We start from the raw sequence: 14,139 nt of genomic DNA, 5'->3' as shown, positions 1-14,139 counted from the left end.
CGTTGCCCCGAGCACCAGCCGCTGCCTCGCAGCGGCTTTTGTATTTTCTGAAATAACGAAGTGGAGAGCCGCATGGTTCCCGTAATCGCCCTGGTGGGCCGACCGAACGTCGGCAAGTCCACCTTGTTCAACCGCCTGACCAGGACTCGCGACGCCATCGTCGGCGACTTGTCCGGTCTGACCCGTGATCGCCAGTACGGTGAGGCCAAGTGGCAAGGGCGTTCCTACATTCTGGTCGACACCGGTGGTATCTCAGGTGACGAGCACGGTATGGACGAAAAAATGGCCGAGCAGTCGCTGCTGGCCATTGAAGAAGCAGATGTTGTGCTGTTCCTGGTAGATGCCAAGGCCGGTTTTACCGCCGCCGACCAGATGATCGCCGAACACCTGCGCAAACGTAACAAGCGTTCCTACGTGGTTGCCAACAAGGTCGACAACATCGACCCGGAAATGGCCCGCGCTGAATTCGCGCCGCTGGGCATGGGCCACGCGATCCCGATCGCCGGTGCTCACGGCCGTGGCATCACCCAGATGCTGGAAATCGCCCTGGGTGATTTCCCCAAAGACGCAGAAGAGCCGGAAGAAGGCGAAGAAGAGATCGTTGCCGAAGGCGAGGAAGCCAAGCGCATTCCTGGCCCAAGCGAAAAAGACGGCATCAAGATCGCCATCATCGGTCGTCCGAACGTCGGTAAATCGACTCTGGTCAACCGCATGCTCGGTGAAGACCGGGTAATCGTCTATGACCAGCCCGGTACGACTCGCGACAGTATCTACATTCCGTTCGAACGCAATGAAGAGAAGTACACGCTGATCGACACCGCTGGTGTGCGCAAGCGCGGCAAGATCCACGAAGAAGTAGAAAAATTCTCCGTGGTGAAAACCCTGCAGGCGATCAAAGACGCCAACGTAGTGATCTTCGTGATGGACGCCCGCGAAGGCGTGGTCGATCACGACCTCAACCTGCTCGGCTTCGCCATCGAGTCCGGTCGTGCGCTGGTGATCGCGATCAACAAGTGGGACGGCATGACGCCGAGCGAGCGCGACTACGTCAAAGTCGAGCTGCAACGTCGTCTGTTCTTCGTTGATTACGCCGACATCCACTTCATCTCGGCACTGCACGGTACTGGCGTGGGCAACCTCTACGCATCCGTACAGAACTCGTTCAAGTCGGCGGTCACCCGCTGGCCGACCAACCGTCTGACCCAGATTCTGGAAGACGCGGTTGGCGAGCACGCGCCACCGATGGTCAACAACCGCCGGATCAAGCTGCGTTATGCCCACTTGGGTGGTGCGAACCCGCCGATCATCGTGATCCACGGTAACCAGATCGAGAAAGTGCCGAAGTCGTATGTGCGTTATCTCGAAAACACCTACCGTCGTGTACTCAAGCTGGTCGGTACGCCGATCCGTATCGAGTTCAAGGGCGGCGAGAACCCGTACGAAGGCAACAAGACCACGCTGACCGACCGCCAGGTCAACAAGAAGCGTCGCTTGATGTCGCACCACAAGAAAGCCGACAAGAAGCGCCGCGACAAGAAATAAAGGCAGCTGCGAGTTTCGAGCTGCAAGCTTCAAGTCAAAGCAAAAAGGGCTCAGTTAGAGCCCTTTTTTGTGGGCGGTGGATTTAGCTTGCAGCTTGCAGGTAGTAACTTGCCGCTTGAGATTTATGGCTTGGCGCTTGAAACTTGCAGCTCACCTGCAAGGGGCTACCGATGATCACCAGTAAGCTGCCGAATGTCGGCATCACGATTTTCACGCAGATGTCTCAGCTCGCGGCGCAAACCGGCGCGATCAACCTGTCACAGGGTTTTCCTGATTTTGACGGCCCGCAGTCACTGCGTGATGCAGTCGGTCGACACATCGCCAGTGGCCATAATCAGTATTCGCCGATGACCGGCTTGCCGGCCTTGCGCGAGCAGATTGCGGCGAAAATCGCTCGCAGCTATGGCGTGCAGGTCAATGCCGACAGCGAAGTGACCGTGACGCCGGGCGCGACCCAGGCGATCTTCTGTGCGATTCAGGCGGTTATCCACAGCGGCGACGAAGTCATCGTGTTCGATCCGTGCTACGACAGCTACGAACCGGCGACAGAGCTGGCGGGCGGTCGTTGCGTGCATGTGCAGCTGAACCCGGACGATTTCTCGATCGATTTCGACAAGCTCGCCGAGGCCCTGAGTCCGCGCACGAAAATGATCGTCATCAACACCCCGCACAACCCGAGCGGTGCCCTGATCAGTCGTGCCGAACTGGATCAACTGGCTGCGCTGATCCGTGATCGCGACATCTACCTGATCAGCGACGAAGTCTACGAACACCTGGTATTCGACGGCGTTCCACACGTCAGCGTGCTCGCTCATGAAGAGCTGTATCAGCGCGCATTCGTGGTCAGCTCGTTCGGCAAGACTTACCACGTTACCGGCTGGAAAACCGGCTACGTCGTCGCACCGCCGGCGCTGACCGCCGAGTTGCGCAAGGTGCACCAGTACGTCAGTTTCTGCGGTGTCACTCCGCTGCAATATGCTCTGGCCGATTACATGGCCGAGCACCCGGAACACGTCGAAGAGCTGCCGGGTTTCTATCAGGCCAAACGTGATCTGTTCTGCGATCTGCTGGCGTCGTCGCGCTTCACCTTTACCCGAGTCACTGGCACCTACTTCCAACTGGTCGATTACTCGCAGATCCGTCCTGACCTGAATGACGTCGAGATGGCCATGTGGATGACCCGCGAACACGGTGTGGCGAGTATCCCGGTGTCGGTGTTTTACCAGAATCCACCGCAAGGCCAGCGCCTGGTGCGTCTGTGCTTTGCCAAACGCGAGGAGACGCTGCGTGAAGCGGCGGCAAAACTATGCGTGATCTGAGTGCGTTACCCGATCTCAACCTGGCGCTGATCCAGACCAGTCTGGTCTGGCACGACCGTCAGGCCAACTTCGAGCATTTCGAGCAGTTGCTGGAACAGGCGCGCGGGGCGGATCTGATCATCCTGCCGGAAATGTTCACTACCGGGTTCTCCATGGAATCGGAGACCCTCGCCGAAGCCGAGAACGGCCCGAGCAGTAAATGGCTGCGGGTTCAGGCGGCCAAACTCAATGCAGTGATCACCGGCAGTGTGATTATTCAGGCGTCTGACGGCAGCCATCGCAACCGCCTGCTGTGGGCGCGGCCGGACGGCGAGGTGCTGCATTACGACAAGCGTCATCTGTTCCGCATGGCCGGCGAGCACAACCATTACACGCCCGGCGAACGGCAAGTGCAGTTCGAACTCAAGGGCTGGCGTGTGCGTCCGCTGATTTGCTACGACCTGCGTTTTCCGGTGTGGAGCCGCGATGCGCAGGACACTGATCTGCTGCTATACACCGCCAACTGGCCGGGTGCGCGGCGTTTGCACTGGAATCGTCTGTTGCCGGCGCGAGCCATCGAAAACCTTTGTTATGTGGCGGCGGTGAATCGCGTCGGCACTGACGGTAAAGGTTTTGCGTATACCGGTGACAGTCAGGTGCTGGATTTCCAGGGGGAAACCTTGCTGGCGGCGGGGGAGGCGGATGGTGTGTTCAAGGCTGTGCTGGAAGCGGCTCCGCTCGCGGCGTATCGCGAGCGTTTCCCGGCGAATCTGGATGCCGACACCTTCGAGTTCACCTGAGGTAACTGATCGTTCCCACGCTCTGCGTGGGAATGCAGCCCGTGACGCTCCGCGTCACTGGACGCGGAGCGTCCCCTGATTCATTCCCACGCGGAGCGTGGGAACGATCGCCAAAAGTCAGCCAAAAAACATCAGGCAAAAAAAGGCCCCGGAGTTCACACTCCGGGGCCTTTTGCATTTCAGCGATGGCTTACGCCGCTTTCGCCTCAGGCTGGCTCAGCGAGCGGTTCAGCGCGCTGAACAGGGCCTTGAAGCTGGCCGTGGTGATGTTTTCGTCGATACCCACGCCGTGCACCGCACGCTCGCCATTCACACGCAGCTCGATGTACGCCGCTGCTTTGGCGTTGGTGCCCGCGCCGATCGCGTGTTCGTTGTAGTCCATGATCTCCACCGGAACCGGCAGGCCGGCGACCAGTGCTTCCAGCGCACCGTTGCCCTTGCCGCGCCAGTGCAGATTGGTTTCGCCCTGACCCTTGCTCGCCACTTCCACTTCAACATTGCTGTTGCCGTTTTCTTCCTGCAGGCGATGGCTTACCAGCGCGTACGGGGTGTTGGCTTGCAGGTATTCGCTGATCAACAGCGAGTGGATCTGCTTGGCAGTCATCTCCAGGCCGAGACGGTCGGTTTCACGCTGCACCACCTGGCTGAACTCGATCTGCATGCGACGTGGCAGGCTGATGCCGTATTCCTGCTCCAGCAAGTAAGCGATGCCGCCCTTGCCCGACTGGCTGTTGACGCGAATCACCGCCTCGTAGCTACGGCCGATGTCGGCCGGGTCGATCGGCAAGTACGGCACCTCCCACAGTGCATCTGATTTCTGCTGGGAGAAGCCTTTGCGAATCGCATCCTGGTGCGAGCCGGAGAACGCGGTGTGGACCAGGTCGCCAACGTACGGGTGACGCGGGTGAACCTGAATCTGGTTGCATTCTTCGACGACTTTGCGCACGCCGTCGATGTCGGAGAAGTCCAGCTGCGGGTCGAGACCCTGGGTGTACATGTTCAGCGCGACGGTGACGAGGTCGACGTTACCGGTACGTTCGCCGTTGCCGAACAGGCAGCCTTCGACGCGATCGGCGCCGGCCATCAGGCCCAGCTCGGTGGCCGCGACGCCAGTGCCACGGTCGTTGTGGGTGTGCAGGCTGATGATCACGCTGTCACGACGGTTGATATTGCGGCCGAACCACTCGATCTGGTCGGCGTAGATGTTCGGGGTCGCGCACTCAACGGTGGCTGGCAGGTTGAGAATCATCTTGTGCTCAGGCGTCGGGTTCCACACCTCGATCACCGCGTCACAGACTTCCTTGGCGAATTCCAGCTCGGTGGCGCTGAAGGTTTCCGGCGAGTATTCGAAAGTCCACTCGGTGTCCGGCTGCATCGCCGCATATTTGACGAACAGCTTGGCCGCGTTGACGGCGATAGCCTTGATGCCGTCCTTGTCCTGGTTGAAGACAATGCGACGGAAAGAAGGCGAAGTGGCGTTGTACAGGTGAACGATGGCTTTCTTCGCACCACGGAGGGATTCGAAGGTGCGCTCGATCAAGTCTTCACGGCCCTGGGTCAGCACCTGAATGGTGGTGTCGTCCGGGATGTGGCCTTCTTCGATCAGGGTACGCACGAAGTCGAAGTCGGTTTGCGAAGCGGCCGGGAAGGAGGCCTCGATTTCTTTCACACCGACCTGCACCAGGGTTTTCCAGAAGCGCAGCTTCTTCACCGCGTCCATCGGTTCGATCAGCGACTGGTTGCCGTCACGCAGGTCGGAGCTGCACCAGATCGGCGCGGTGTCGATGGTTTTCGACGGCCAGGTGCGATCCGGCAGGTTGATGACGGGAAACGCGCGGTATTTCGAAGACGGATCTTTGAGCATGCTCATCGGGAAATTCCTTATTGTCTGGGCCGAAAAGAGGCGGCCTGCCGGTGGAACGAATGTTCTTGGAAAAGCGTGGGACGAGGTGCCGCGATTCAGCCTGGCAGTCGTGCGCTGACAAGGCACAGGCTGCGGTGCTGGCGAAGCTGAATGAGGGTGTGAGAGGTTTTCATGCCTTCAACCCTAACCGCGAGGGGAGAGGATGGCAAGCAGTCGAAAAAAATTGAGAGGAATACTCGGAAAGCGGGTTTTTGCGGGATTTTATTGCGCTGGAGGTCGCTGATCGTTGTGATATTTGCGCGAGGTTTGATTGGGGCGCAATTGAGGTTTATAGCAATTCAGTAAGTGTTGATGTGCTTTACAGGCCGCCTTCGCGAGCAAGCTCGCTCCCACAGGGGATCTTTGTTGTGAATAAGATCCAGTGTGGGAGCGAGCCTGCTCGCGAAGAGGCCGGTCGCCTCAACACATATTTAAGGTTGAAACGCACCAATGAAAATCGCCGGATCCACCCGCGCATCATTCAGGCTGACATTCCAGTGCATGTGCGGGCCGGTCGCGCGGCCGGTCATGCCAACCTTGCCGACCACCGCGCCCCGCGCCAGTTGATCGCCGACCTTCACATCAATCTTCGACATATGGCAGAACATGCTGATAAAACCCTGCCCATGGTCGACAAACACCGTGTTGCCATTGAAGAAGTAATTGCCGGTCAGGATCACCTTGCCCGCCGCCGGGGTCTTGATCGGCGTGCCCGCCGGCACCGCGAAGTCGAGGCCGGCGTGCGGATTGCGCTCTTCACCATTGAAGAAACGACGCACACCAAACTTGCTCGACAGCGGCCCGTTGACCGGTTTATCCAGCAACAGATTGCTCGGCGTGTTCTGGCTGAAGCTGCGATACGCCTTGATCTGTTCGGCCAGTTCGCCTTCGATGCGTTTAAGGTTCGATTGATCCGGATTGACCTGTTGCTTGTTCTTCAGGGTGATGCGCTGTTCCGGGTATTTTTTGTTGCCCACTGTGAATGGCAGATTACGCCCGCCACTGCTGATCTGCTGCGCGCCGGGTTTGATCGTCAGCGGCACACCGACGATCGCCAGCCAGTTGTTCTGCTCTTTTACCACCAGCACCGGTTTGCCTTGATACGTGGCTTTCGGTGCCTGCGCGGCTGCGCCCAGATCAACCACCGCGACGCCGCCCGGCACCGGTTTGTTCAGCAGTCGGGTGATGTAACTGTCGGCGTGGGCATTGAAGGTCAGGCACAGCAGAAACAGTGGAGCGAGAAAACGCGGCATGGATCAGTCCAGTAAAGAGAGGGTGACGGGCGTCAGGTGATTGTCCTCAACACGCACTTGCAGTTCGCCTTCGCCGAGTTTGGCCTTCAGGCGCTGGCCAGTGTGGGTCTGCGCGGCATTTCGGATCGCATGGCCGCGCTCATCGAGCAGAATGCTGTAACCACGCCCGAGTGTTGCCAACGGGCTGACCACATGCAGCGTCTGCATCTGGCTGTGCAGTTGCAGTCGACGATTCTTCAGACCTTCGCGCATGGCCCGCGGCAAGCGTTCGGCGAGGCTGTCGAGGCGCTGGCGCAACATCGCCAGTTGCCGTCCCGGATGTTGCCCGGCGAGGCGGGTTTCCAGGCGGATCAAGCGTTCGCGGCGAGTGTTGAGATGACGCTCGAACGCCCGGCGCATGCGCATGTCCAGATCGTCCAGACGCTGAGCCTGCTGGCGCAGACGTTCGCCGGGATGACGCAGACGACGTGCCATGCCTTCCAGGCGCAGACGATCACGCATCAAGCGGTCGCGCATGCGCATCACCAAGCGGCGATGCAGGCTTTCGACCTGACGGATCAGATGGCTGGAATCCGGGGCGAGCAATTCAGCGGCAGCGGACGGCGTTGGAGCGCGAACGTCAGCGACAAAGTCACTGATCGACACATCGGTTTCATGGCCAACGGCGCTGACAATCGGCGTCACACAGGCATCGACGGCGCGGGCCACGGCTTCTTCGTTGAAGCACCAGAGGTCCTCCAGCGAACCGCCGCCTCGGGCGAGGATCAACGCGTCGAAGCCACGGGCATCGGCCATTTTCAGCGCGCGGACGATTTGCGCGGTGGCTTCGCGACCTTGTACGGCGGTCGGAATCAGCGTCAGTTGCACTTGCGGCGCCCGGCGGCGGAACACACTGATGATGTCGCGAATCACCGCGCCGGTTGGCGAACTGATGATACCGATGCGCTGCGGATGCGCCGGCAACGGCACTTTGCGTTCGGCACTGAACAGGCCTTCGGCGCTGAGCTTTTCTTTCAGTGCATCGAAGGCCAGGCGCAGCGCGCCGTCACCGGCAGGCTCGACAGTATCGAGAATCAGTTGATAGTCGCCACGGCCCTCGAACAGCGAAACCTTGCCACGCACTTTCACCGCCAGGCCGTCCTTCAACGCCTGACGCACTCGCGCAGCGTTCTGCCGGAACAGCGCGCAACGCACCTGCGCGCCGCTGTCCTTGAGGGTGAAGTAGATGTGACCGGACGCCGGGCGGGCGAGGTTGGAGATTTCGCCTTCGACCCAGATGTTGCTGAACACGTCTTCAAGCAACACCCGCGCGCGGCCGTTGAGCTGGCTGACGGTCAGGACTTCACGGTCCAGGCCAAGTCTTGCAAAGGGATCTTTAATCATGGGGCGCAGTTTAAAGGCATTTGGCTGCCAATCACCATGACACAACACAAAACCCCTGTGGGAGCGAGCCTGCTCGCGAAAGCTTCTTATCCTTCGACATCTTCAGTGGCTGACAGTCCGCTTTCGCGAGCAGGCTCGCTCCCACAAGGGGGATTGGTGAAGGTCTGGATGAAGTGCTGGATCAACGGGGTGGGGTTCTGCCGGTAGGCGAGGGCGACGGTGCTTTGGCAGTCGGCGTCGGCCAACGGTAGAAATCGTACGCCGCTCGGGGCGATGTCCTGCATCGATTCCGGCAGCAGGGCGATGCCGAAACCGGCCTGAATCAGCTGCAATTGCGTTGTTTTGCGCGACATCACCCGCGCCGCTTTCGGGAAGAAACCCTGACGCATGCACAGATCGGCACACAGATAGCTCAAGCCGCCGCGTTGCGGATGCGGAATCGAGACGAACGCTTCATCCTTCAGTTGGGCCAGATCGACACGCACAGCTGCGGCCAACCGATGATCCATCGGAACCGCCAGCAGCAAGCGTTCAGTAAACAGCGGCACAATCTGAATCCCTTCACGCTGGCGCAACACCGGCAGGCGCAGCAGGCCGATGTCGAGGCGGCCTTCGGCCAGATCTTCCAGTTGCGCCTCGGAAGACAACTTGCCGATGTCCAGCGACACGCCAGGTTGTTGCTGCAGATAAGCGCTAATGTCGCTGAGCAAACGGCCGCTGATCGACACGGTGCTGGAATGACTGAGGCGCAACGTGCCGAGCTGGCCGTTGCCGACTTCGGTGGCCATGGCGCTGGCTTTACTCAGCTCGTTGAGCAAGTTCCTTGCCCGGGGCAGAAATGCTTCGCCCGCCGCCGTGAGTCTGGGCTGGCGCGCGGTGCGTTCGAACAATGGGGTTTGCAGGCGCATTTCCATGTCCTTGATCTGCCGGCTCAGCGCCGATTGCGCCACGAACAAGCGTTCAGCCGCCGCACTGAAGCTGCCGCATTCGGCGATTTCCACGAAGTAGCGCAATTGACGGGTCGAAAGCACAGCAATGCCTTTTTGAGATGAGTGGGTGGCTTTGAAGATATTAGTAGCAAGCCTCGACGCTGGCTAAAGTCATCTCGGGTTTATTAAAGGAAGCGCATCGATGAGCGTGGCGGGGCTGTTGAGTGAGTGGTCTTGGGGTGCCGGTGGTTGGGCTGTGATCGGGTTGGGCATCGCGCTGGCTTACATCGTGTTTGGCATTGCCGGGTTTGGTACGGCGCTGGTGGCGGGGCCGATCCTGATTTTGTTCATGCCATTGTCGAAGATCGTGCCGTTGCTGGTGTTGCTGGATTTTGTCGCAGCGTTCGGCAATTTGCTGCCGTCGCGGCGGGACGTGGCCAAGCCCGAGTTGTTACGGCTCTTGCCGTGCATGGCGGTCGGCTGCACGTTGGGGGTGATTTTCCTGCTCAACCTCAAGTCCGATGTGTTGCTGCTGTTGATGGGGCTGTTTATCAGTGCCTATGCGATTTACAGCTTGTGGGTGAAAGCGCGGCCGACGCAATTGTCAGCGGCGTGGGCGGTGCCGATGGGGACGGTGGGCGGGTTGTTCGGGGCGCTGTTTGGCAGTGGCGGCTTTCTCTATGCGATTTATCTCAACAGCAGGCTGCCGAAAGACGCAGCGCGGGCCACGCAAAGTGCGTTGATCAGTTGCAGCACGGTGGTGCGTTTGAGCCTGTTTGCTATCGCCGGTGTATATGCCGAGCTACCCTTGTTGATGCTGGCGCTGTGTCTGTTGCCGGCCATGGCGCTGGGGTTGTGGATCGGGCGGCGCTTGACCATGAAGTTGTCGCGCGAGGCGTTTGTGCGGCTGGTGACGTGGCTGGTGCTGGCGAGCGGGCTTGCGTTGATCGGGCGCTACCTCAGCACTTGACCGGATTTTGTCAGGGATTAAGCTGCCGGCCGCACTGACGCCATCGCGGGCAAGCCCGCTCCCACAGGTTTCTCTGGTGTACACAATATTTGTGATCGACCGAGATCCCTGTGGGAGCGGGCTTGCCCGTGATGGCGGCGGAGTGAGCACCGCAGAACTTCCATTTGACGTCGCAGGCTGCACCATGAATTCGCAAAGCATCATCGTCCCGAAAATATCCACCCTGCCGGTCCACGAACCCCGGGCCCGGGCGATCGTGCGCTGGCTGGTGCGCAAGAACATCATCAAGGAAGAGCTGAGCACCTGCGGTCGCACCGGCAATCGCATGGCTTACGCGATTGCCGATGGCGCGCGTGCCGTGGTCCTGCACCCGCAGGCTTTGCCGTTCGGTGAGCCGATCAACGGCTTGGAGATCGTCACCAAACGCTGCATCTACACGCCGGCCAAGGGCTTTCTCGAAGAGGCCGGGTGTGCCGAGTGTCGTCGCGAGATCGGCGAAGCGCTGTTTGAAAGTCTCGAAGACTGGATGCCGGGCCGCACCGACAACTTCACCTGCCCGGAATGCGGTCACGAAGACGACATCAACGGCTTCCTGTACCTGCAGGAGTGCGGGTTTTCCAATCTTGGTTTCATCTTCAACAACTGGCTGGAGGCGGGCTTCAAGCAAAGCTTTATCGATGAGTTCGCCGATTGGCTCGATCAACCTGTCTCTTGGGTCAAGGTGGAGCTGTAGGGCCGGCGGTTCCCGTACATCAGCAACATTGATATTAAGCTGAGTTTTACATTGAACAGCAGGGGGTGTCTGACTATAATGGCGCGCTTCCATTTTCCCGCTCGGGAGCCCCCGCGATGCTGCGTATCAGCCAAGAAGCTCTGACATTCGACGACATTCTCTTAGTGCCCGGTTATTCCGAGGTACTTCCTAACGAAGTCAGTCTCAAGACCCGCCTTACCCGTGGCATCGAGCTGAACATTCCTCTGGTTTCTGCCGCCATGGACACCGTTACTGAAGCCCGTCTGGCAATCGCCATGGCTCAGGAAGGTGGCATCGGCATTATCCACAAGAACATGACCATCGAGCAGCAAGCTGCCGAAGTGCGTAAGGTCAAGAAGTTCGAAGCCGGCGTCGTCAAGGATCCGATCACCATCGAGGCTGATGCCACGGTACGTGACCTGTTCGAATTGACTCGCATGCACAACATTTCCGGCGTTCCGGTGCTGCACGATGGCGACCTGGTCGGCATCGTCACTTCCCGTGACGTGCGTTTCGAAAGCCGTCTGGAAGCCACCGTCCGTGAAGTGATGACGCCCAAAGAGCGTCTGGTCACGATCAAGGAAGGCGCGAGCAAAGACGAAGCACGCGAACTGCTGCACAAGCACCGCATCGAGCGTGTGCTGATCGTTGACGACAAATTCGCCCTCAAAGGCATGATGACCGTCAACGATATCGAAAAAGCCAAAGCCTACCCGCTGGCCAGCAAGGACGATCAAGGTCGTCTGCGCGTGGGCGCTGCTGTCGGTACCGGTAAAGACACCGGTGACCGTGTAGCCGCTCTGGTCAACGCCGGTGTGGACGTCGTGGTAGTCGATACCGCGCACGGTCACTCCAAAGGCGTGATCGACCGCGTTCGGTGGGTCAAAGAGAATTTCCCTGAAGTGCAGGTGATCGGCGGCAACATCGCCACCGGCGCCGCTGCCAAGGCCCTGGCCGAAGCAGGCGCTGACGCAGTCAAGGTCGGTATCGGCCCTGGCTCGATCTGCACCACCCGTATCGTCGCCGGTGTCGGCGTCCCGCAAATCAGTGCCATCGCCAACGTTGCCGCTGCCCTTGAAGGCACCGGCGTTCCGTTGATCGCCGACGGCGGCATCCGTTTCTCCGGTGACCTGTCCAAGGCCATCGTAGCCGGTGCTTCCTGCGTGATGATGGGCTCGATGTTCGCCGGTACTGAAGAAGCGCCGGGCGAAATCGAACTGTTCCAGGGCCGTTCGTACAAGGCTTATCGCGGCATGGGTTCGCTGGGCGCCATGTCCCAGGCTCAAGGTTCCTCCGACCGTTACTTCCAGGACTCCTCGGCAGGCGCCGAGAAACTCGTTCCGGAAGGCATCGAAGGCCGTGTGCCGTACAAAGGCACCCTGAGCGCGATCATTCACCAGTTGATGGGCGGTCTGCGTTCCTCGATGGGCTACACCGGTAGCGCCAACATCGAAGAAATGCGCACCAAGCCTGAGTTCGTGCGGATCACCGGCGCTGGCATGGCCGAATCCCACGTTCACGACGTGCAGATCACCAAAGAAGCGCCAAACTACCGCGTAGGTTGAGCCTTCAAGCAATAAAGTAAGCAACCGGGGCTGTTTGATTCAGCCCCGAGTTGTTTCTGAATCACGACTGTTTCTGAACGACTTAGACGAGACTGAATCATGGCCCTCGATATTCACGCTCACCGCATCCTGATCCTCGACTTCGGCTCGCAATACACCCAATTGATCGCCCGCCGCGTGCGCGAGATCGGTGTGTACTGCGAACTGCACCCGTTCGACATGGACGAAGATGCGATCCGCGAATTCGCTCCTAAAGGCGTCATCCTCGCCGGCGGCCCCGAGTCCGTGCACGTCGCCGACAGCCCGCGCTGCCCACAGGCAGTGTTCGATCTGGGCGTACCGGTCTTCGGTATCTGCTACGGCATGCAGACCATGGCCGAGCAACTGGGCGGCAAGGTTGAAGGTTCCGAACTGCGTGAGTTCGGTTACGCCCGCGTTGACGTGGTCGGCAAGAGCCGCCTGCTCGACGGCATCGAAGACCACATCGACGCTGACGGCCTGTTCGGCCTCGACGTATGGATGAGCCACGGTGACAAGGTCACCAGGATGCCGGAAGACTTCCACATTCTGGCCAGCACCCCGAGCTGCCCGATCGCCGGTATGTTCAACGATGACCGTGGCTACTACGGCGTGCAGTTCCACCCGGAAGTGACCCACACCAAGCAGGGCGGCCGCATCCTCTCGCGCTTCGTTCTCGACATCTGCGGCTGTGAAGCCCTGTGGACGCCGTCGAAGATCGCTGAAGACGCCATCGCCAACATCCGCGCACAGGTCGGCACCGACAACGTGCTGCTGGGCCTGTCCGGCGGTGTTGACTCCTCGGTGGTTGCCGCGCTGCTGCACAAGGCCATCGGCGACCAACTGACCTGCGTCTTCGTCGACAACGGCCTGCTGCGTCTGCACGAAGGCGAGCAAGTGATGGCCATGTTCGCCGAGAACATGGGCGTCAAAGTCATTCGCGCCAACGCTGAAGATCAGTTCCTCGACAACCTGGCCGGCGAAGCCGATCCGGAGAAGAAGCGCAAGATCATCGGTCGCACCTTCATCGACGTCTTCGATGCCCAGTCGAACAAACTGGAAAACATCAAGTACCTCGCTCAGGGCACCATCTACCCGGACGTGATCGAGTCGGCTGGCGCAAAAAGCGGCAAGGCTCACGTGATCAAGTCGCACCACAACGTGGGCGGCCTGCCGGAAGAGATGAACCTGAAACTGGTCGAGCCACTGCGCGAACTGTTCAAGGACGAAGTCCGTCGTCTGGGCCTGGAACTGGGTCTGCCGTACGACATGGTCTACCGTCACCCGTTCCCGGGCCCGGGTCTGGGCGTGCGCATCCTCGGTGAAGTGAAAAAGGAATACGCCGACCTGCTGCGACGTGCCGACCACATCTTCATCGAAGAACTGCGCAAAGCCGACTGGTACCACAAAGTCAGCCAGGCCTTCGTCGTGTTCCAACCGGTGAAATCGGTTGGCGTGGTGGGCGATGGCCGTCGTTACGCCTGGGTCGTGGCCCTGCGTGCCGTGGAAACCATCGACTTCATGACTGCGCGTTGGGCTCACCTGCCTTACGAACTGCTGGAAACCGTCTCCGGCCGCATCATCAATGAAATCGAAGGTATCTCTCGCGTCACTTACGACGTGTCGAGCAAGCCGCCGGCGACCATTGAGTGGGAGTGATCCCGCTGCAAGTTGATTAACGAAAAACCCTTGGCCTGAAGCCAAGGGTTTTTTCGTTTCATGGT

Annotated in this window: 11 protein-coding genes; 7 read left to right on the top strand and 4 right to left on the bottom strand. The window is 59.7% G+C overall.

Annotation, left to right across the window (positions count from 1 at the left end; all coding sequences use genetic code 11):
• Window positions 1–72 precede the first annotated feature (72 nt).
• The 3 genes from der to RMV17_RS23945 all read left to right on the top strand — a co-directional run bounded on the left by der (window position 73) and on the right by RMV17_RS23945 (window position 3,640).
• Window positions 73–1,542 (top strand): ribosome biogenesis GTPase Der, encoded by a 1,470-nt coding sequence (gene der, locus RMV17_RS23955; RefSeq protein WP_034156263.1) that lies wholly within the window; start codon window positions 73–75, stop codon window positions 1,540–1,542.
• Between the two features lie 170 nt (window positions 1,543–1,712).
• On the top strand, window positions 1,713–2,861 hold the full coding sequence (locus tag RMV17_RS23950) for a pyridoxal phosphate-dependent aminotransferase (RefSeq protein ID WP_311883041.1): 1,149 nt from the start codon (window positions 1,713–1,715) through the stop codon (window positions 2,859–2,861).
• Entirely contained in the window at window positions 2,849–3,640 is a 792-nt protein-coding gene (locus tag RMV17_RS23945) for an amidohydrolase (RefSeq protein ID WP_108226541.1), read from the top strand. Before RMV17_RS23950 ends, RMV17_RS23945 begins: the two co-directional genes overlap by 13 nt.
• Window positions 3,641–3,830: 190 nt before the next feature.
• On the opposite strand, the gene leuA is transcribed toward RMV17_RS23945, so the two are convergent.
• From leuA to RMV17_RS23925, 4 genes are all read right to left on the bottom strand, one after another.
• A complete protein-coding gene (leuA, locus tag RMV17_RS23940) occupies window positions 3,831–5,510 on the bottom strand; it encodes a 2-isopropylmalate synthase (protein ID WP_236430759.1) in 1,680 nt (559 codons plus the stop codon).
• A gap of 464 nt (window positions 5,511–5,974) precedes the next feature.
• Complete coding sequence (locus tag RMV17_RS23935; RefSeq protein ID WP_311883034.1) at window positions 5,975–6,796, bottom strand: peptidoglycan DD-metalloendopeptidase family protein; 822 nt, start codon at window positions 6,794–6,796, stop codon at window positions 5,975–5,977.
• Window positions 6,797–6,799: 3 nt separating this feature from the next.
• Window positions 6,800–8,179: an exodeoxyribonuclease VII large subunit gene (xseA, locus tag RMV17_RS23930; protein WP_016984362.1), complete on the bottom strand. Its 1,380-nt coding sequence runs from the start codon at window positions 8,177–8,179 to the stop codon at window positions 6,800–6,802.
• 86 nt (window positions 8,180–8,265) lie between these two features.
• On the bottom strand, window positions 8,266–9,210 hold the full coding sequence (locus tag RMV17_RS23925; RefSeq protein WP_311883029.1) for a LysR family transcriptional regulator: 945 nt from the start codon (window positions 9,208–9,210) through the stop codon (window positions 8,266–8,268).
• A 100-nt stretch (window positions 9,211–9,310) separates the two neighbouring features.
• Between RMV17_RS23925 and RMV17_RS23920 the strand changes: the two genes are divergently transcribed.
• The 4 genes from RMV17_RS23920 (at window position 9,311) to guaA (ending at window position 14,074) form a co-directional block, all read left to right on the top strand.
• Window positions 9,311–10,078, top strand: a complete 768-nt coding sequence (locus RMV17_RS23920) for a sulfite exporter TauE/SafE family protein (protein ID WP_034156268.1) — start codon at window positions 9,311–9,313, stop codon at window positions 10,076–10,078.
• Window positions 10,079–10,262: 184 nt separating this feature from the next.
• Complete coding sequence (locus tag RMV17_RS23915; protein ID WP_034156269.1) at window positions 10,263–10,811, top strand: sugar ABC transporter ATPase; 549 nt, start codon at window positions 10,263–10,265, stop codon at window positions 10,809–10,811.
• 116 nt (window positions 10,812–10,927) lie between these two features.
• A complete protein-coding gene (gene guaB, locus RMV17_RS23910; RefSeq protein ID WP_007916845.1) occupies window positions 10,928–12,397 on the top strand; it encodes an IMP dehydrogenase in 1,470 nt (489 codons plus the stop codon).
• 99 nt (window positions 12,398–12,496) lie between these two features.
• Window positions 12,497–14,074 carry a glutamine-hydrolyzing GMP synthase gene (gene guaA, locus RMV17_RS23905; RefSeq protein WP_034156271.1) on the top strand — a complete coding sequence of 526 codons (1,578 nt, stop codon included), beginning with the start codon at window positions 12,497–12,499 and terminating at the stop codon, window positions 14,072–14,074.
• The last annotated feature ends 65 nt before the right edge of the window (window positions 14,075–14,139 follow it).

Origin of the sequence: Pseudomonas sp. VD-NE ins, assembly GCF_031882575.1 — a bacterium.
In the GTDB taxonomy this organism is placed as follows: domain Bacteria; phylum Pseudomonadota; class Gammaproteobacteria; order Pseudomonadales; family Pseudomonadaceae; genus Aquipseudomonas; species Aquipseudomonas fluorescens_BZ.
This window is presented reverse-complemented; position numbering and strand designations above follow the sequence as displayed.

Bases quoted from the DNA above. Each gene is read 5' to 3' on its own strand.
- der (WP_034156263.1), top strand. From the start codon at position 73: ATGGTTCCCGTAATCGCCCTGGTGGGCCGACCGAACGTCGGCAAGTCC.
- RMV17_RS23950 (WP_311883041.1), top strand. From the start codon at position 1,713: ATGATCACCAGTAAGCTGCCGAATGTCGGCATCACGATTTTCACGCAG.
- RMV17_RS23945 (WP_108226541.1), top strand. From the start codon at position 2,849: ATGCGTGATCTGAGTGCGTTACCCGATCTCAACCTGGCGCTGATCCAG.
- leuA (WP_236430759.1), bottom strand. From the start codon at position 5,510: ATGAGCATGCTCAAAGATCCGTCTTCGAAATACCGCGCGTTTCCCGTC.
- RMV17_RS23935 (WP_311883034.1), bottom strand. From the start codon at position 6,796: ATGCCGCGTTTTCTCGCTCCACTGTTTCTGCTGTGCCTGACCTTCAAT.
- xseA (WP_016984362.1), bottom strand. From the start codon at position 8,179: ATGATTAAAGATCCCTTTGCAAGACTTGGCCTGGACCGTGAAGTCCTG.
- RMV17_RS23920 (WP_034156268.1), top strand. From the start codon at position 9,311: ATGAGCGTGGCGGGGCTGTTGAGTGAGTGGTCTTGGGGTGCCGGTGGT.
- RMV17_RS23915 (WP_034156269.1), top strand. From the start codon at position 10,263: ATGAATTCGCAAAGCATCATCGTCCCGAAAATATCCACCCTGCCGGTC.
- guaB (WP_007916845.1), top strand. From the start codon at position 10,928: ATGCTGCGTATCAGCCAAGAAGCTCTGACATTCGACGACATTCTCTTA.
- guaA (WP_034156271.1), top strand. From the start codon at position 12,497: ATGGCCCTCGATATTCACGCTCACCGCATCCTGATCCTCGACTTCGGC.